Here is an 18,889-nt window from a genome sequence, read left to right as displayed (position 1 = left end):
CTTCGATGTTAATATTTAATATGGGGGACTCATTTATAAGGAGGACTTTTTAAAATGAAGAAAAAGCAACTTTTGGTATTCATTATGGCGGGAAGCCTTGCAGCCGGAATGTCTCCGGTGACAATGGCATTTGCAGAGGCAGATACCCAGACCGTGACAATAGAGGACACAGTAGCTGTTGCCGCAGAGTCAGAAGAAGGAGAAGCAACAGCTGAACCAGTGCAGGATATTTCAGATACCGCAGCTGATACACCTGTGGAAGAACCTGCACAGGCAGCAGATACGCCGACCACAGAACCAACCCAGGCAGCTGCAGATACACCAGCAGCAGAACCAACCCAGGCAGCTGCTGACACACCGGCGGCAGAACCAACTCAGGCAGCGGATGCGGTTGTGGATGATGGCTTTAACAGCGGAGATACTGCTGAGCTGACTTTGGAGAAAGAGGAGAGTGCTACACCTACTCCTACTCCTGAGACCACTGGTCAGATTATCCTGAAGGCAGCAGATGGAACCCAGACATCCTATTCCACATTGGCAGAGGCAGTTGCGGTAGCACCGGTTAATATTGGCAAGGATGGTGAAGTTACCCAGATCCTTGTAACCGGAACTGTAGAGATCAGTGAGACTGTTGTGATCGATCAGAATAAGAATATCTCCATTGCAGCAGCTGCGGATGGAACTACTATTAAACGTGCAGCCGGATTTTTAGGAGATATGTTTAAAGTAAAAGATGAGTCCACTTCTTTCCAGTTTGGTACAGGCAAGGATGGTGAGACTGTTTTAAATCTGACTGTAACAGGAGCACTTGACCAGGGGGATGCAACAGGCTCTATTATTTCTGTGGAGGGCGGTTACTTCGGAATGTCCGATGGTGTAACTCTGACAGGAAACAGAACCAGTGCGCCGGGAGCTGCAATCTGTAATGCTGGCGGAAGCATCGGACTGGCAGGTGGTACTATCACAGGAAACCAGTCTGAAGGTATTGTAAATGAAGCTGCTGAAATTACAGGTGGAGCTATTTACAGTCTGGGCGAGATCCGTGTTTCCGGTGCTGTAATTGTAAAGGATAACAAGGACGATGGTCTTAATGATAACAGTATTGTTTTAGGCGGTGATAACGCATGTATCGCAGCAATTGGCCAGCTTGCTGAAACAGCAGACCTTCAGGTAAGAAGAAGTGACGCAGCTGCCGGAAAGATTATTGTAAAGGTCGGTACGGATGCGACTGGTACTGCACTTACTACTATGGAGAATATTCTGGCACATGTTCATTATCTGGACACTACAGAGTATACCATTAACAGCCAGACTGGAGCACTTGAGTCTGTTACAGCTCCTGTTAGTACTATGACGCTGACCGCAGATTCTATTTCCTGGAACAAGGCGTATGAGCATACTGTTGATCTGACTTTCCATACCAATGATGCTGGTGTTGGAGGCAGATATTATGTGACTTGGGTGAAGAAATCTGATTCTACACCTGGATTCGAAGCAGTAAAGAGCAATTATAAGAGCTCTGGAGATATTGCTAGCTCTGCAAGCGTACAGTTGACAGATGTAGCTTATGATACAGCCATTAAAGTAGTTGTATATGCTGAGGATTCCAAGGGACTTGAAGCAGTTGCGCCACTTGTACTCACATTAAAGGCGAAAGCAAGTACTCCCACAGAAGCTCCGGCTACTACCACACCGACGCCAACCACTCGTGCAACCATTAACCCGTCTGTCAGCGAAAGCAAGGTAACCGGTCTTGAAAAAGCACTGGCATTCTACCCGAAGCAGATGTACAATTTCACAGTAACTGGCGCCGGAACTGACAATACAAACCCGGTTAAAGGTGATACCAAGTGGATCCCGTATGGCTGGAGCATGTCCGCGAAGAACATTGACACCGGATATCAGAAGAGCTGGTCTATCGGAAATGTAAATGGTATCAAGCAGGCGAAGACCTTTAGAATGTATATCTTCTTCCAGAAGTACATATACAATGGATCCGAATGGGAAGCTACCGGCGTGAAGGAAGCTCTCCCTACAGAATTTAAGTCCAAGGCAATCGACTTCACAGTAACTCCATCCGGCACAATCACGCCAACTGCAACAGCCGGTTCTGGTTCCGGCGGTTATGATTATAACGGAACAGGTAGCGGCGATGGAGATGGAACAGATGGCGATGATGCAGAGAACCATGACGGAACAGACAGCGATACCGGTTCTACATCTGCAACAAACGCGAGAACAGCCGATAACTCCCCGATTGCCACTATGATGATGCTTGCAAGTCTTTCTCTGGTAGCTGGAGGTTATGTTATCGTCAGAAAGAGAAAAAAAGAAATCTAAGAAAATCTATGGCATATGAATAACCATGCATTTTGATCAGAAGTTTTTCTGACAACAAAATAATAAGAAACATACATTAGGCAGGTCTTTTGACCTGCCTTTTTGCATATAATAATACAGGCAGCGGGGGGACAGGCTATAGCGTGTAAAAAAAGGCCTTCTGCAAGATGTACGTTACACTTTGTTGGAATGATTTTTCAAACACGCTCTAGAGATGAAATGCCGCCTGAGTTTTTTCCTGCTGCAGGAGGTAAAATATGTTGTCAGAAAGCGTATTGTCAGTCAGAAAAGAATTGTTCCCACAGAATAAAACGGCTGTCAGTGACATGCCGAAGGTAAATATACAAAAGAAAGTACAACCGACAGATGCAGATATGGTACAAACATCGCTGTCATTTGAAAACATATATTATTCTTTATGGGAAATAGCTGGACGCTACAGCAGCTTTTGCCAGTTTCGCGTGATTGGAAACAGTCATGACGAGAGAATGATCCCAATGCTGGAAGTTGGCACCGGGGCACAGATGATCTTCTGTGTGGCTGGAATTAATGGAACTCAGGCTCTTTTGCCGGAACTTCTTCTGAAAATGGCAGGAGAATACTGCAGGGCCTACGAATGCGGCTGGAAGCTGGATGAATTTTATGAAGTGAAAAAACTCCTTGATAAAATAAGGATCTGTCTGATTCCGATTCTAAACCCGGATGGTTATGAAATCCGCCAGAATGGCTTTGGTGCTATTCGAAATCCAGTTTACCGTCAAATGCTTCGTATGCAAAGCATTCCTGCTGAGGATTTTGGATATAATGCCCGTGGAATGGATATTTCACATAATTTTCCAACGGTTCATTATATCCGTTCACGTATGGGAGAGGAACCAGCCAGCGAGAATGAGACAAAGGCATTGATCCGGATCATTCAGGAATATGATGGAAGAGGACTTTTGACGTTTGCTCAATCCGGAAGGGAAATCATTTATTATCACTGTCAGCAGGGAGTGGGAAGTCTTCCGAAATCCTACCGGCTGGCAAGACATATGCAGAAATCTTCTTCCTATCATCTGGAAAGGGAACAGATGACCGAATCGGCCAGGGAAAAATTTAAGGGAATGGGAACCCCGGAACAATACTATATTCAAACGAAAAAACAGCCGGCATTTCGTATTAAAGTACCAGCTCAAAGTGGAAATGGAAGAGGCGTTGAAGAGGATAAAAAAGCAGTATATGAGGAAATACATTTGCTTCCATTGGAATATATATTTTCATTAGACAATTAAATGTTATTGTTTGCAGGTGAGCTTTTGTAAAATAATTACCGGAGAAAGCTGGCCGGTAACCATAAAAGGAGATGTCCGAAATAATCGAAACATCTCCTTTTAGTATATGATTTGTTTTTAGACGTTTACGAAACGCAGAGAAGATTGCCATGCGCATCCGAAATGATTATTTTTCAGAAGCAGCTGTTTCCGGTTTTTCGTATTTCCTGCGGATATCTTTCATCACAAAAAGATAGGAAACACCAGTAAATACTGCTGCTGTAACCCATGCTGCCGGGTCACAGAAGCATGCAAGTGCATAACTTCCTACCGCCATGGAAATCATTGCTACAACCAGACGTGCAACCAATTCAGAAACACCACCCATCATAGGCAGGAATCCATATCCGCAGCCCTGCATGGTATTTCGGAATACGAAAATACTGCTTAAAGGAATGTAAAAGATCACACTCATATAAATGTAAGTTTTTGCCCATGGAAGCATGCTGTTCATATCCACATTTCCAGTGAAGAAAAGTCCAAGAGCTGGTTTCAGAAGAATACAAACCAGCACGGCTGCTGCAAGAGCATATACAACAGAAGCTTCCAGAGACGCTTTAACACCCTGGCGGATTCTCTTGATATCACCCTTTCCGAAGTTCTGTCCACTATATGTCGCCATAGTCTGTCCCATAGCCATCATTCCCTGGGTTACCAGGTTCTGCACCTTGCTGGCTGCCGTAAAAGAGGCAACGGCATCGGAACCGAAAAGATTGATGGCAGATTGCATGACCATAGTACCGGAAGCTGTAATTGCAAACTGCAATGCCATAGGAATTCCCATAGCCAGCTGGTTACGGCTCTCCTGGCCGTGAAGCCTCCAATGTCTTCTGTTTGGGGCAAGAGAAGGCATACGTATATAGATGTAGACCAAACAGAGCATTGCGGAAACGCCCTGAGAAATAATGGTTGCCCATGCTGCTCCGGCAACGCCCATTTTAAAATTGATAATCAGTACCAGATCCAGAATTACATTTAAAGCTGCGGAAAATACAAGAAATACCAGCGGAATCTTACTGTTTCCAACTGCACGCAGGTAAGAGGAAAACAGGTTGTAAAAAATAGTGGCGATGATTCCGGCGCTGATGATCATAATGTAGGTATATGCATCCTGAAAAATGTTGTCAGGTGTGTTCATCAGCTTCAGAAGAGGGCGCATGCCCAGCAAACTTAAAGAACTGATGATTACGGTAAAAATCAGGGAAAGAAGAATTCCGTTAGCTACACTGATCTTTACCCCTTCGGTATCTTTGGCACCGAAGCGCTGAGCGGTGAGTACGGAGAAACCAGCTGTGATTCCCTGCGAGAAGCCCACAGTAAGAAACATGATCGTTCCGGTGGATCCGACTGCCGCAAGGGCATCCGCGCCTACATAGCGTCCTACAATAATCGTATCTGCCATATTATAGAGCTGCTGAAAAATGTTTCCAATAATAAGAGGAAGCATAAATTTCAGGATTACCGGCAAAGGCCGGCCTTTTGTCATATCTTTTTCCATAAAAAACTCCTTATTGAGAAATATAGAAATCGTAAATAAAAAGTGTTACTAAATTACTTACATATTAGAGTGTATCAGAGTCTGTTTGAAAAATCATTCCCACAAAATATAACGCACATTTTGCAGATTGCATTTTTTTACATACTCTGGAAGCGAAAATTATTTTATCACACTGCGGATTATCTGTCACTATTTTATTTTTGACTATTTTAAAGGCATTTAATGCCATAATGTTCAAGAAACCACACTTTTTCTCAAAAAATGTTTAGGAATTTTGACTGATATGTTGGTTTTGCTTGCTATTTGCTCTCATAAATGGTAAAATCAAATATAACGTGAAGATATTTTTTTGAAAGAGAGGCATTCATATAAATGGCAAATGAACATGGAGAACAGATCAGAATCGTGCAGGAGACTGTGGCTGGTAAGGAGATTACTTTTGCCCATGTAATGGGAGGACCGGCACCGATCATTTATCAGAAGCTTGGGTTGAATCCGCAGCTGGATTATCGTTCCTCTGCAATTGGAATCATGAATATGACACCTCCGGAATCCGCAGTTATCGCTTCTGATATTGCGGTGAAGAGCGGTAATGTTTATCTTGGATTTGCAGATCGGTTTACAGGGACTTTGATCATTACAGGAGAGATTTCTGATGTAATGTCTGCAATGACTGAAATCGTAAATTATTTCCGGGATTCTCTGGGATATGTGGTCTGCAATATTACGAAACGATAGGAAGTAGAAGCATGGAGCGAATAACGAAGGAAGAGCTGCTGGAAATGCTATTCCATGATGATTATGAACATCTGAAGGGGAAGAAGCTTCGTATGACTCGTGTGCGTGTACCGGGAAAGGAAGTTTGTCTTGCTCATGTGATCAGTCCTTCCCAATCTTGTATTTATGAAAATCTGGGACTGCATATTGGAGTTCATGAGGGGGAAGACCACACAGGAGAATCCATTGGTCTGATCCGTTTTACTCCCTGGGAAGCGGTTGTGGTAGCTGCAGATGTTGCCATGAAGAGTGCAGATGTACAGATCGGGTTTATGGATCGTTTTTGCGGTTCTCTGATCATTACAGGAGGATTGTCCCAGGTGCAGACTGCTGTGGAAGAGGTCGTACGTTTCTTTGACAGAGAGTTAGGCTTTAAAACATGCGCGGTTCACAGAAGCTGACAGATACCTTATGGCTGCGGGAACAGCAGCTTATGGATACGATATTATGATATGCAAATGTAAAAATACTGCACTGCTGTATTTTTACAAGTAAGGTTTATTGAAAACAGGGGAAATACAATTCGATGAAGAAAATTTTTTTGATGGGAAGAAGTGAGGCCGGCAAGACCTCACTGACGCAGGCACTAAAAGGCGAGGAGCTTCATTATATAAAAACACAATATACCAATTCCAATGACGATACCATTGACTCTCCGGGGGAGTATGCAGAGTCAAAAAGATTCAGTGTAGGACTTGCATGTTTTTCCTTTGAGGCAGATGTGGTGGCAATTGTGCAGGCTGCAGATGAGCCATTTAATCTGTTTGGTGCAAGCTGCCGCTCTTTTATCCTTCGTCCTCTTATTGGCATTATCACAAAAATTGATTCACCATATGCCAATATCCCTATGGTGAGACAATGGCTGATCAACGCTGGATGTGAACGCATTTTTATGGTGAATAATGTGACCAGAGAGGGAATTGATGAGTTGATGGAATATCTGCAGGAGGATACCCCGAAGCTTACATTGGAACAGGCGAAATTCAAACAGAGCCTTGGTCTGAACGAGTGGGATCCTCTTCCAGAGGGAGTGGCTTATCCGGAAGAAAAAGAGAATATGCTATAAAAAATTCCCATTCAGATTTTCCTGTTATCTGGATGGGAATTTTTATATGGTATGTTGCTTATGTAAATTACGGTATTAAAGAAATGTACCGCTTTAACAGACAGAGGGTTTCTTCCTTCGGACGATCAGACTGGTGATCGTGCCGTTTTCTGTTTCTTTATACAATTCTGTTAACATCATTTTTACATCCAAAGGTTCCAGAGGAGGAACATATTGGGGCGGTAAATCCTGAAGAATTCCATTTTGGATAAAAGTTGACAATCCTTTTTCCGAGAAAATCGTTACATAATTTTTCTGAATGTTCCGCAATACGGAAAAATGTCTTTCAACAAGGTGGAACATGGTATCATAAGGCAGGTTTGGTGCCTTCATATATTTTTTTATAAGTCCAGGAGTGATATACCTGCCGGGACAGGGATGCGCCATGAGGATTTGCAGTCTGTCAGGACTGGTTCCGGTAAGATACTCCTGCAGCACATCCATAATATTGGAACTGCATTGTACCCAAAGCTCGCAGTTTTGAACCAGAGATAAAAAGTAATTCCGATAATAAAACACTAAAGGCTCATTTTTGAATACCTGGGCAGTACTTTGATCTTCTGCAATTGTTTGAAGGATATTATCCGAATGCAGGGATTTATACAATTTTGAATTATTTGACGGATGGAGAGGGAGCAGCCTATTTCTATAATTCGGATGGAAGAAGGACTAAGGGAAAAGTAGAGAACTACTATTATTTGCCTGACTGTTCAGAAAAAGATACCGATTCTATCAATCGAGGCGGAATGATCCAACCTATTGGATGTCATTTTTTAACTGAGGATGATGAAAAAGTTTGGAATGATAATTGGATTAATAGCAGTTTTAATGTGTGTACCAGAAATGGCATGGGCAGAGGCAAGCTCTGTTCGGGTAGATGCACAGGAGGTTCCAGTAAATGGAAACTGGTACGAGTATAAAATTTCAGAAGGGGAATATGTATATTGTCCTATTGTGATTAAAGATAATGGAAGACTGGATGTAAGTGTTCAGATAAACTTTGAAGGTCACCATTATGTGGGGCTACTGGATCAAAACTATGAGGCTGTCAGGCGGGACAGCGTGAATCCCCCGGAAGAGGAACCGGAGCCTGAAATTGCAATTCCTAAAATAGAAATAGCAGTAGGAGAAACCACAGAATTAACAACAGATAGTAGTTCTGATAATATCAGCTGGGGCAGCACAGATCCGTCCGTAATCGTGGTATCCAACACGGGAACTGTTATGGGCTTAAAATCCGGAACCGCCTGGGTAGCAGGAATCCCCACCGACGGTTCACCGATCATATTATATCAGATATTGGTGCAATAATTGGAAAATAAGTTAGCAACCACCAGTTCAACTTAAAATCTATGATTTCGATATTCCCGGGGACTGCATCCCTTTATTTTGGCAAAAACTTTGGAATAATAATTGGGGTCTGAAAATCCAGCCTTGTCAGCCACCGCGCTGACAGGCTGGTCATCCTGCAAAAACTCCAGGCTGCGCTCGATCCGATATTCCTGCAAAAAGGCAAACAAGGTAGTATTCATATGACGTTTAAAAAGCCGGGTACATTCGCTTTCACACAGGTGGATGTGTCCGGCGATGTCATTTAAGGTGATCTTATTTTGATAATTTTCTTCTATGTAGGACAGAATCTTCTTGATTCGGTCGTATTCCAGAGAGTTTTCCCTGGAAGCCTGGGGTTCGTAGGTAATATGCTCCAGAAGAAGCCGCCACATGGATTGCAGGCAGATGGTAATGTCCAGCTCATAAAAATCCGGTTTCTTTTCATCCAGATCAATAATGCGGAGAAGATATTCGCGAAAAGGCTTGTGCCAGGGCTCACTCTGGTCGATACAGATGGCAGGGAGCATAGAATCCTGAATGACAGGATCTACATATTTGCTGTTGACAGTGCTTTGGAAAAATCCATAAATCAGCCTGGAATCAAAGGTTACAGGAATATAAGCGCAGTCCTTCTGATTTTCCATTGTGCCAGAGTGAAGGGCACCGGAGTTGTTAAATACAATATCTCCTTCTTTTAAGTGGTAAACTATATGGTTGACCTTGTAGCACATAGTGCCTTTTTGCACATAAGTAATCTCTATTTCCGGGTGCCAGTGCCACATAAAGGAACCAGACTCATATTCTGAAAGTTTCTGGTAGCTGACCAGAAATGGAAACTGTTCATTGCCGTGCTGTTTTAATTCTTTTTGAAACTGATTGGTTATGATCTGCATGCCAAACCTCCCGAGAAAAAATTTCATATCCTGTGGACTGTATAGAATTCCATATGTTCAAAAATAGAGAACTACAATAAAACGCATAAATTTACCTGTATTATACATCTGTTAAAGATAAAAACGCAATATATTACTTGTTTTTCGCAAGTTATTTAAGGTAATGCAAAGGAAATGCATGTAAAATGAAATTAACTTGATGAGAGATCCGGATAAGCACAGATGAAGCAGAAAATATGCACTGAGGCAGCTGGAGTACAGAATGTAAAATTATAACAATATTAACAAAAATAGGAGAATGAGACCATGAATTTATCAGAAAAAGCAAAACTTGAGAAAATCTATGGAGAGAGCAGTGCCTGCGTAGCTCGTTTCCAGAGTCTTGCAGACAACTTTGCCAGAATCTACAAACATGACCATGCAGATTTCTTTACTTCCCCTGGAAGAACAGAGATCATCGGAAACCATGTTGACCACAACGGTGGCAAGGTAATCGCAGGAAGTATCAATCTGGATACCATCGGCGCAGCTGCACCGAATGGAACCAACGTGATCCACATTACAAGTGAAGGCTACAGAGATGAGATCGTAGTTGATCTTGACAAGATCAGCAGAGCCAACTATCCGAAAGGAACCTTTGCCCTGGTTGCCGGTATGATGGAAGGTGCGAAGAAGAATGGCTTTCAGACAGCTGGTTTTGATGCCTATGTATGCACCAACGTGATCGCAGCAGCAGGAGTAAGTTCCTCTGCATCCTTTGAAATGCTGATCTGCGTAATCATCGATTACTTCTTTAACAACAGCAAGATGACTTACACAGACTATGCAAAGATTGGTCAGTACGCAGAGAACGTATACTGGGATAAAGCTTCCGGAATGATGGATCAGATGGCATGTGCAGTTGGTGGTCCGGTTCTCTTCGACTTTGCAGACAGAAATGATCTGAAATACAGCAAGCTGGACTTCTCCTATGGAAAATTTGGTCACAAACTGGTAATTGTAAACACTGGAAAAGGCCATGCAGATCTCAGCCAGGAATACTCTGAGATTCCAGGTGAGATGAAAGCAGCAGCCAAGGTACTTGGTGCAGAGCTTCTTCATGAGACTACTCTTGAAAATCTGCTTGCACATGTAAACGAGATTCAGGACGACAGAGCAATTCTCCGTTCCATTCACTTCTTTGAAGAGACTTCCCGTGTAGAACGGGCAGCAGAGGCAATTGGTAAGGCAGATTACGAGGAATTTTTGAAGCTGATGGATGAATCCGGAAGATCGTCCTGGGAACTGCTTCAGAACTGCTACTGCATGAAAGACTGCCACGAGCAGAAGATCCCGTTGGTTCTTGCTCTTACCCAGCTGTTCCTGAACAAGATCGGCGGCGGTATCTGCCGAGTACATGGCGGCGGATTTGCCGGTGTTATTGCAGCTGTTGTACCGGAAAATGAAATGGAGAATTATGTAGAATACATTTCCCAGTATGTTGGCAGAGAGAACGTTTATCCAATGGATATCCGCGCAATTGGAGCTGTTCACATTGGATAATGACAATATTCTGAGTTATCTGAACTAAAGGTGACCTTTTTCGCAGCAGCTTTTCGCTATGACAGCCAGTTTAGAACTTTTACAGTCTTTTTGTGTTACCGTATTTGCGTAATATATACATAAAGAATCTGGACATATTTCCTTCTGACGTGCTATATTGAGTCTATCACAGAATTTTCGGAAATAAAGGAAAATACGAAAGAAGGAGAATCAGATGGAAAGATTGATTTTTCATGTTGATGTGAACAGCGCTTTTCTTTCCTGGGAGGCAGCGAGCAGAGTAAAGGCAGGTGAGCCGGATCTGCGGGAAATTCCGTCTGCAGTAGGCGGTGATCCCAGGACACGTACCGGAATCATAGTTGCGAAATCCATTCCTGCCAAGAAATACGGAGTACAGACTGGTGAGCCCGTGGCAATGGCCCTTCGAAAATGCCCGAATCTGGTAGTGGTACCTAGTGATTTTCGCCTTTACACGAAGAATTCCCAGGCATTTAAAGCAATTTGTAAATCTTATGCTCCTGCAATGGAATCCTTTTCTATTGATGAGGTATTTCTGGACATGACTGGAACTTCCCTGATCTACCCGGATCCCATAGCAACAGCCTGTGAGATAAAGGATAAGATTTATCAGGAGCTTGGATTTACAGTAAATGTGGGAATTTCCACCAATAAGCTGCTGGCGAAAATGGCCTCGGACTTCGAGAAGCCAAATAAAGTGCACACCCTTTTCCCGGAAGAAATTCCGGCAAAAATGTGGCCTCTTCCCATCAGAGATCTGTTATTTCTGGGAAAAGCTTCGGAAAAGAAGCTGGTTGATTTCGGTATCCGCACCATAGGGGAACTGGCTCGGGAAAGGGAGTCCACTATTCAGACACTTCTGGGAGAAAAGACCGGACATCAGCTCTTCCAGTACGCCAGAGGCATTGACAATTCTCCGGTTTTGGAAGTGCCTGAGGAGAGTAAAGGCTTCAGCGTGGAGAAGACTTTCAATGATGATATTGTATCTATGGAGCAGATCCAGCCTATTTTATTGGAGCAATGCGATGTGGTAGCCACCAGAATGAGGCGGAAAGGAAAGAAATGTACCTGTATTTCTGTCACCTTCCGCACTCTGGATTTTAAGAATCGTTCCCATCAGATGAAGCTTGGAAGTGCTACGGATGTAACCGATGAAGTCTACGCAAATGCCAGAAAACTGTTCGCAGAGTTCTGGAAAGGGCAGCCATTACGTCTGATCGGTGTGGCACTCACCGGACTTACTGAGGACGGATTCGAACAGATGTCCCTGTTTGAGGACTGTGCGAAAAAGGAACAGCGCCAGAAGCTGGATGCAGCGATGGATGCCATCCGCATGAAATTTGGAAACGACAAGATCACCCGGGCCAGCATTATGAACAGCAATGCAGGAATCGGGCGAAAAGCCAAGGCGCAGATGGAAAACGAAGAAAATGGAAAAAGATTCTAAAAGAAATAGAAAAGAGAACATTGTCATTTCCTTTGCAGGGAAGTGCAATGTTCTTTTTTTTGCACAGGAAACACGGTTTTGTTCCTTATGTGAAAAAATATAAAAAAACACTTGACGAAAACACAATTCTAGTGTACTATACAACTATGACAGTAATGCAGAAAGAGAGGTAAACATGGAATATAATTCATCGCTGCCAATTTATCTCCAGGCAGCAAATTCTATAAAGCGGGATATTGTAACAGGTAAGCTGTCTCCTGGTGCGAAGCTTCCATCTGTGCGGGATCTGGCGGTAGAATATACCATTAATCCCAATACGGTCAGCCGCGTATATAAAGAATTGGAGATGGAAGGCGTCTGCTTTACCAGACGCGGGATGGGAACCTTCGTGACAGAAGATCCGGAACGGGTGCATCAGCTGAAGGAAGAGATGGCAGGAGCCCTGATCCGGGAATTCCTGGAAGGAATGGAGCAGCTTGGTTTTTCCAGAGCTCAGGCAATCGGACTTCTGGAGAAAGAACAGTCGGAATGACGAGGAGTGTATAAAAATGATCTTAGAGAGCAGAGAAGTAACGAAGAAATACGGCAGTAAGACTGCTGTGAATCAGGTATCTTTACAATTGGAGCCAGGCCTTGTATACGCCATGCTTGGCCCCAATGGAAGCGGCAAGACCACTTGGATGAAAATGGTGGCAGGACTTGTAAAGCCTACCAACGGTGAGATCCTTTATCAGGGAACTCCCATTGGAAAAGAGAGTAAAAAAGAAATTGCTTATATGTCCACGGAGCCTTATTTCTACAACTGGATGACAGTTTCAGATGTGGGAAAATATTATGAGGACTTTTTCGAAGATTTTTCCATGGAGAAATACAGACAGATGATTTCCCGAATGGAGCTTACAGAGGACATGAAAGCGAAGAAGCTGTCCTCTGGTATGATGGCCAAGCTGAAAATTGCAGTTACCATGGCAAGGGAGGCTAGGCTGTACTTGCTTGACGAACCGTTGAACGGCATTGACCTTCTTGCAAGAGACCAGATCATGAAGAGCATTCTGGAAGCCATAGATCCAGATGTGACACTGGTAGTTTCCAGTCATCTCGTAGACGAACTGGAACGTGTAGCAGATGCAGCCATTTTTATGAAAGATGGTATTTTGGCAAATCAGTGCATGGTAGAGGAGCTTCGGATTAATCAACACAAATCCGTAGTGGATCTGTACCGTGAAATCTATGGACATGGAGGAGAAGAAGTATGTTAAAGTTGATGAAATATGAGCTTCGGAAAACCGCATTTTCCAAACTGGTTCTGTTAGTGATCACAGCAATTGCAGAAATTGCATTTTTAATAGGTGTATTTTGGAAAAAGGATAATATTCTGGCAATGGGAATTATTTTCCTGGTCATGTGTACAATATTTGGTGTTATCTACATTGGTATAGAGAGTGTAAATGTTCTCCATCGTGACCTGAATACCAAACAGAGTTATATGTTATTTCTCACACCAAAGAGCAGCTATCAGATTCTGGGAGCCAAGATCCTGGAAAATGGAATTTCCATTATCATGGCAGGCGCATTTTTTGCAGCGCTGGCAGCCATTGATGTGACAGTTGCAACTCTTTACATTGGCGGTCTGAAAGAGATGATCAATCTGGTGAGTTCCTTTATGGAAGTAAACTGGTCCGTGACTTTTACTCCGGCAGAAGCAGCTTTCTATTTCTTTGGTCTTCTGGCAAGCTGGATCGTCTTCATTGTGAATGCTGACCTGTCCGTGATCTTATCCGCCAGTGTCCTTGCAGGCAAAAAAGGCAGCGGCATCGCCGGCTTCCTTATCTTCCTGGTAATATCTTCTGTTATTGGAAAGCTGCTGGATCTCATTCCGGTTCTGAAAAGTATGGAACTTACTTTTGTCCTGTATATTGCAGCATCATTTGCCATTGCGGCAGTGCTGTATGTAATCAGCGGCTGGATCATGGAGAAGAAGCTAAGCGTATAATAAAAAACACAGGATCAGAAAAGATCTATTTCAAAACAGGGCATTACCTGCTTCTCGTTGAGGAGTAAGTAATACCCTGTATTTTTTTACTTAATCAGGCGTTTTTTGAATTAGTACTGACCACTCTGGCCGCTCTGTCCTGCGGACATGGATCTTTCCTGCGCCTCGATCATCTTTTTAACCATATAACCACCTACACTACCATTCTGTTTGGAAGTAAGGTTTCCGTTGTATCCGTCTGTAAGCGGCACACCCAGCTCATTTGCAACCTCAAATTTGAAACGATTTAATGCGCCCTTTGCTTCTGGTACAGCTGCTTTGTTAGAAGAAGTATTGTTTGACATAATCATTTTCCTCCTTGGTTAATTGTTGTTTTGTTTGATGTTACATTGCTAGTATGTACTCTGAAAATGAAAATACACTGGGAATAAATGGGGTGATCAAAAACAGACAACAATAAATATGCCGGACAGCAAAATGTTTTAACTTGACGCTGTACTCGATAATAATTTATAATAAAATAATTGTGAAAAGAGCTGTTTTACTCTAATTTTCAGGCTGTTCCTATTCCGACCACGATCCGGTTTATATGAAATTTGAATTAAAAAAATGATGTTATGATCAACAAGATTTGCAGGAATGAAATGGAAGTATTGTGAGGTGAAAGAAGATGTACCGGATTTTAATAATAGAAGATGATGATACTATTGCCAAAAATATTGCAGCGCATTTTAATCGTTGGAATTATGAGACAAAGCAGATTGCAGATTTTAAAAATATAATGGAAGAATTTCTGAAGTTTGCTCCTCAACTTGTTCTCTTAGATATCGGACTGCCATTTTACAATGGTTTTTACTGGTGCCAGGAAATACGTAAAATCTCAAAAGTACCGATTCTTTTTCTATCATCAATGAATGATAACATGAATATTGTGATGGCAATGAACATGGGTGGAGACGAATTTATAGAGAAACCGTTTGATCTGAATGTATTAACGGCAAAAGTACAGGCATTGTTGAGACGCGCTTATTCATTTCTATGAACTCTCCCTATCCGGAAGAATTTAACAGGCAGGCCATTGGACTTACTGCCAGCCTGCATTTTGCACCGACCCAGAAAGCAGCGGATGCACTGCTGAAAGAGGGTAAGGATCCAGAGCAGATTTTTGTCACAGGAAATACAGGAATTGATGCTTTGCACTATACGGTGCGAAATGATTTTTATCACCCGGAAACAGAATGGGCAAAAGGCAGCAGACTGATTGCTGTGACAGCACACAGAAGGGAAAATCTGGGAGAACCCATGCGTGATATGTTCCGGGCTATACGCAGGATCGTGGAGGAATTTACAGATGTGAAGGTTATTTATCCTGTACATTTGAATCCGCAGGTCAGAAAAATCGCAGATGAGGAATTCGGTGGATGTGATAGAATACACCTGATCGAACCGCTAGATGTGGTAGAATTCCATAACCTGATGAAAGCCAGTTATCTGATCATGACAGACAGTGGCGGAATTCAGGAAGAAGCTCCGGCATTGGGAAAACCTGTGCTGGTCATGCGAGATACAACAGAACGTCCGGAAGGTGTGGAAGCAGGAACCTTAAAGCTTGCAGGCACGAAGATGGAGGATATTTACAGAGAATGCAGGCAACTTCTTACAGAACCTGAAATTTACAGAAGGATGAGTGAGGCCAGAAATCCTTATGGTGATGGGACTGCAAGTATCAAAATCAGAAAAATCCTGGAGAATATAGATGCATGAGCATAAACACAATCAATGCAGAAGAAAAGTAAAACATCGAAAGAACGTGATGAAACTTATTATATTTTGCATAACTGTGGGAATTTCACTTATGTTCATTTATTATCAGAACCTGAGAAAAGAAATAGATGCCCGGCAGAAATGGCTGGAAACAGTCCTGGCCGGAGAAAAAAAGTGGATTCTTGAGAATCAGGGCCCTAAGGGTGAATTTTACATGAATGGAAGTAAAGCCGGAGATGTTAATCCTTACTTTGCATGTATGGCTGCACTGGGGCTTCTGGCAGAAACCAAGAACTGCCTCATTACTGAAACAGAGAAAAAAGCTGTTAACAGGTATCTGGACTGGCATACCGGGATTTTGCTGGAAACAGATGGAAAAATGGGAATCTACAGGAAAGAGAGTGGGAAACTTATTTATAAAGAAAAGGCTGATTCCGAAGACGGATATCTTGGTATGTATCTTTTTCTTATGGGAAAATATCTGGAAAAGACAGAAAGTACAGACCTGCCGGAATACTGGAAAAATGGAATCAGCCTTGCATTAAAAAAGATTCAAAGCCTGATGCAGGATGGAATTACACAGGTCTCAGGAGAAAATACAACAGTTTATCTGATGGATAATCTGGAAGTATGGAAAGGCCTGTACGAATTGGAACATGCAGGACTAAAAGATATGCAGGCAGTCAGTGAAATGCGTAAAAAGCTACAGGCGCAGATTGAAAAATTATTCTGGGATGATGCGAATCAAAGATGGAGAATTATCGAAAACAGTGATCTGTATCACCAGAAAGACTTTTATCCGGATGGAGTTGCTCAGATTTATCCGCTGATCTATGAATTTCCAGTAAAAGAGAAGAAAAAGCAAAAGATATTATATGAGCAGTTTACGGAAAAGTTTCAGTGGCAGAAGCTGAATAAAAAAAGAAATGGCTTTTTGTGGGCAATGACAGGAATGGCTGCCGCGCAGATGGGGGATATCAATAACCTTTTGGAATTGATAAGAAATTATGAAACAGAATACTGCGAGAACCGAAAATACCCGCTATATACAGGCGAAGCAGGATGGATTTGTATGGAATGTGAGAAATTGTATAGTTTATATGAAAGAAAAATAAAAACAGGATTTTTGGTTTGACCGGGCTTCCGGCTTTTTGTAAATTGCTGCAGAATATTAAATATGTACTCTTTAGACAATGACTTCAATTGTCCAGAAAAAAATCAAAGCATTGTTGAAAAAATTCTATTGTTACATGATTACGTAAATGATATACTTAAGTACAAGAAAACCGTGTGAAATTACAGCTTGCTTTTTGCACGGTTTCCTTTAAATTAGATAGTTAGTTTTGTCTAACACGATAAAAATATGACAAATTATAGAATAATAGATATTAGGGAATATAATCAACAAGCTATAGAATAAATACTATATCGCTGAAGATAATTACTTTTGCCAATAAATTTTTTCGAGCATATATGAAAGGAAATTTTATGCTAATAAATATTTTTGAAGGTATACTGATTCCATTTGTTGGAACAACGCTAGGTGCAGCATGCGTGTTTTTTATGAGAAAAACACTTAGCAAGTCAGTGCAACGTGCACTTGCAGGGGTTGCAGCAGGTATAATGGTTGCTGCTTCAATCTGGAGTCTTCTGATTCCGGCAATTAAACAATCTGAGAATATGGGAACTTTATCGTTTGTTCCGGCAGTTGTTGGGTTCTGGATGGGTATATTGTTTTTGCTCGCACTTAATCATTTGATTCCGCATCTTCATGTTGGAAGTGATCAGGCAGAGGGACCGAAAAGCAAACTTGGCCGTACTACGATGATGGTGTTGGCAGTTACATTGCATAACATCCCTGAAGGTATGGCAGTTGGTGTAATGTATGCAGGATTTCTTGCTGAAAATGCACAGATTACAGCAACAAGTGCACTTGCTTTATCACTTGGAATTGCTATCCAGAATTTTCCGGAAGGAGCGATTATATCCATGCCGCTTAGGGCAGAGGGTGAAAGTAAAAGAAAGGCATTTCTGGGAGGTGTACTTTCAGGAGTGGTTGAACCGATTGGAGCAGTAATGACGATTCTTGCTGCACAGCTGGTAATCCCGGCATTACCATATTTACTGAGCTTTGCAGCAGGAGCCATGTTGTATGTCGTGGTTGAAGAACTAATCCCGGAAATGTCTCAGGGACAGCACTCGAATATTGGTACGCTTTTCTTTGCACTTGGATTTAGTTTGATGATGATCCTGGATGTGGCACTGGGGTAAGAGGAATGTTTCTTATGAGAATATTGATTTATGGTGCGGGTGTGATTGGATCCTTGTATGCGACTTTATTTGCAGATGACGGTTATGAATGGCTATGAGGCAACGAAAGCAATCCGCAGAAGTTCCCATGAACTGGCAAAGACGATCCCTATTATTGCCATGACTGCTAATGCATTTAAATATTTTTTTAAATACCCTTTAGGAATAGAAATAAACCTAAAGGGTATTTTCCTCTTAAGCGACATACAAGGGAGGGGTTGGTAGTTTCTATCTTAAGAGGGAAGCTTCCTGGTTGCAGTAAATACATCTATATTTTCCACTGGAGGACAATTTGAAGATATGCTCGCAGTTTGCTTCCGTACTGGTAATGCAGCGGGGATTTTTGCATTTGATTACATTTTTTAAAGTTCTTGGCGGAACAGGATGATATTTTTTTACCACCTTTCCATCACGAATTACGATCAAAGTGACTCCATCGTTTAAATAACCAAGGACTTCAAGACGCTCAGGCTCTGTAAGCCCCTCTATTTTAATCAGATCTTTACAGCCGTATTTTTCACTTCTTACGGACTGCAGTAGGGCAATGGACTGCTTCT

General features: G+C 42.3%; 19 protein-coding genes and 1 pseudogene. 15 read left to right on the top strand and 5 right to left on the bottom strand.

Annotated features, from left to right (window positions below; translation table 11 throughout):
- Positions 1-54: 54 nt before the first annotated feature.
- Both AB5618_RS06045 and AB5618_RS06040 read left to right on the top strand, forming a co-directional pair.
- Positions 55-2,340 (top strand): hypothetical protein, encoded by a 2,286-nt coding sequence (locus AB5618_RS06045; RefSeq protein WP_226837600.1) that lies wholly within the window; start codon positions 55-57, stop codon positions 2,338-2,340.
- 257 nt (positions 2,341-2,597) lie between these two features.
- Positions 2,598-3,614: a M14 family zinc carboxypeptidase gene (locus AB5618_RS06040; protein WP_226814801.1), complete on the top strand. Its 1,017-nt coding sequence runs from the start codon at positions 2,598-2,600 to the stop codon at positions 3,612-3,614.
- Positions 3,615-3,780: 166 nt separating this feature from the next.
- Here AB5618_RS06040 and AB5618_RS06035 read toward each other — a convergent pair whose 3' ends face one another.
- Positions 3,781-5,151 (bottom strand): MATE family efflux transporter, encoded by a 1,371-nt coding sequence (locus AB5618_RS06035; RefSeq protein WP_368366581.1) that lies wholly within the window; start codon positions 5,149-5,151, stop codon positions 3,781-3,783.
- 372 nt (positions 5,152-5,523) lie between these two features.
- Here AB5618_RS06035 and AB5618_RS06030 point away from each other — a divergent pair, with 372 nt between their 5' ends.
- From AB5618_RS06030 to AB5618_RS06020, 3 genes are all read left to right on the top strand, one after another.
- Entirely contained in the window at positions 5,524-5,889 is a 366-nt protein-coding gene (locus AB5618_RS06030) for a BMC domain-containing protein (protein ID WP_118578382.1), read from the top strand.
- Positions 5,890-5,900: 11 nt separating this feature from the next.
- Positions 5,901-6,329 (top strand): BMC domain-containing protein, encoded by a 429-nt coding sequence (locus AB5618_RS06025; RefSeq protein WP_118578381.1) that lies wholly within the window; start codon positions 5,901-5,903, stop codon positions 6,327-6,329.
- Between the two features lie 125 nt (positions 6,330-6,454).
- Positions 6,455-6,994 (top strand): EutP/PduV family microcompartment system protein, encoded by a 540-nt coding sequence (locus AB5618_RS06020; RefSeq protein ID WP_148462568.1) that lies wholly within the window; start codon positions 6,455-6,457, stop codon positions 6,992-6,994.
- A gap of 93 nt (positions 6,995-7,087) precedes the next feature.
- On the opposite strand, the gene AB5618_RS06015 is transcribed toward AB5618_RS06020, so the two are convergent.
- Positions 7,088-7,477, bottom strand: a complete 390-nt coding sequence (locus tag AB5618_RS06015; protein WP_148462567.1) for a hypothetical protein — start codon at positions 7,475-7,477, stop codon at positions 7,088-7,090.
- Positions 7,478-7,861: 384 nt separating this feature from the next.
- Here AB5618_RS06015 and AB5618_RS06010 point away from each other — a divergent pair, with 384 nt between their 5' ends.
- Positions 7,862-8,344: an Ig-like domain-containing protein gene (locus AB5618_RS06010; RefSeq protein ID WP_173715589.1), complete on the top strand. Its 483-nt coding sequence runs from the start codon at positions 7,862-7,864 to the stop codon at positions 8,342-8,344.
- Between the two features lie 32 nt (positions 8,345-8,376).
- Here AB5618_RS06010 and AB5618_RS06005 read toward each other — a convergent pair whose 3' ends face one another.
- Positions 8,377-9,258: an AraC family transcriptional regulator gene (locus tag AB5618_RS06005; protein WP_195409584.1), complete on the bottom strand. Its 882-nt coding sequence runs from the start codon at positions 9,256-9,258 to the stop codon at positions 8,377-8,379.
- A gap of 306 nt (positions 9,259-9,564) precedes the next feature.
- On the opposite strand from AB5618_RS06005, the gene AB5618_RS06000 reads away from it, so the two are divergent.
- From AB5618_RS06000 to AB5618_RS05980, 5 genes are all read left to right on the top strand, one after another.
- Positions 9,565-10,800, top strand: a complete 1,236-nt coding sequence (locus tag AB5618_RS06000) for a galactokinase family protein (protein WP_195409585.1) — start codon at positions 9,565-9,567, stop codon at positions 10,798-10,800.
- A 214-nt stretch (positions 10,801-11,014) separates the two neighbouring features.
- Positions 11,015-12,265, top strand: a complete 1,251-nt coding sequence (locus AB5618_RS05995) for a DNA polymerase IV (protein WP_173770408.1) — start codon at positions 11,015-11,017, stop codon at positions 12,263-12,265.
- A gap of 175 nt (positions 12,266-12,440) precedes the next feature.
- On the top strand, positions 12,441-12,797 hold the full coding sequence (locus tag AB5618_RS05990) for a GntR family transcriptional regulator (RefSeq protein ID WP_195409586.1): 357 nt from the start codon (positions 12,441-12,443) through the stop codon (positions 12,795-12,797).
- 16 nt (positions 12,798-12,813) lie between these two features.
- Positions 12,814-13,524, top strand: coding sequence for an ABC transporter ATP-binding protein (locus AB5618_RS05985; protein ID WP_118584213.1), 711 nt, complete (start codon positions 12,814-12,816; stop codon positions 13,522-13,524).
- Entirely contained in the window at positions 13,518-14,258 is a 741-nt protein-coding gene (locus tag AB5618_RS05980) for a hypothetical protein (protein WP_195409587.1), read from the top strand. Before AB5618_RS05985 ends, AB5618_RS05980 begins: the two co-directional genes overlap by 7 nt.
- 110 nt (positions 14,259-14,368) lie before the next feature.
- On the opposite strand, the gene AB5618_RS05975 is transcribed toward AB5618_RS05980, so the two are convergent.
- Complete coding sequence (locus AB5618_RS05975) at positions 14,369-14,602, bottom strand: alpha/beta-type small acid-soluble spore protein (protein ID WP_118584211.1); 234 nt, start codon at positions 14,600-14,602, stop codon at positions 14,369-14,371.
- Positions 14,603-14,928: 326 nt separating this feature from the next.
- Here AB5618_RS05975 and AB5618_RS05970 point away from each other — a divergent pair.
- The 4 genes and pseudogenes from AB5618_RS05970 to AB5618_RS05955 form a co-directional block, all read left to right on the top strand.
- Positions 14,929-15,282, top strand: a pseudogene (locus AB5618_RS05970) (response regulator transcription factor); the annotation flags it as partial.
- A 14-nt stretch (positions 15,283-15,296) separates the two neighbouring features.
- Entirely contained in the window at positions 15,297-16,022 is a 726-nt protein-coding gene (gene wecB, locus AB5618_RS05965; RefSeq protein ID WP_368356826.1) for a non-hydrolyzing UDP-N-acetylglucosamine 2-epimerase, read from the top strand.
- Between the two features lie 91 nt (positions 16,023-16,113).
- On the top strand, positions 16,114-17,157 hold the full coding sequence (locus AB5618_RS05960) for a hypothetical protein (protein WP_368366580.1): 1,044 nt from the start codon (positions 16,114-16,116) through the stop codon (positions 17,155-17,157).
- 353 nt (positions 17,158-17,510) lie between these two features.
- Complete coding sequence (locus AB5618_RS05955) at positions 17,511-18,293, top strand: ZIP family metal transporter (RefSeq protein WP_173770888.1); 783 nt, start codon at positions 17,511-17,513, stop codon at positions 18,291-18,293.
- A gap of 267 nt (positions 18,294-18,560) precedes the next feature.
- Here the strand turns inward: AB5618_RS05955 and AB5618_RS05950 are convergent.
- Positions 18,561-18,889, bottom strand: a 329-nt coding sequence (locus AB5618_RS05950; protein WP_347088166.1) for an aspartate carbamoyltransferase regulatory subunit, incomplete at its 5' end; no start/stop codon positions are given.

The sequence above is a fragment of the Ruminococcus sp. J1101004sp1_RTP21198st1_B9_RTP21198_201120 genome (genome assembly GCF_040924245.1).
GTDB lineage: Bacteria > Bacillota > Clostridia > Lachnospirales > Lachnospiraceae > Blautia_A > Blautia_A faecis.
This window is presented reverse-complemented; position numbering and strand designations above follow the sequence as displayed.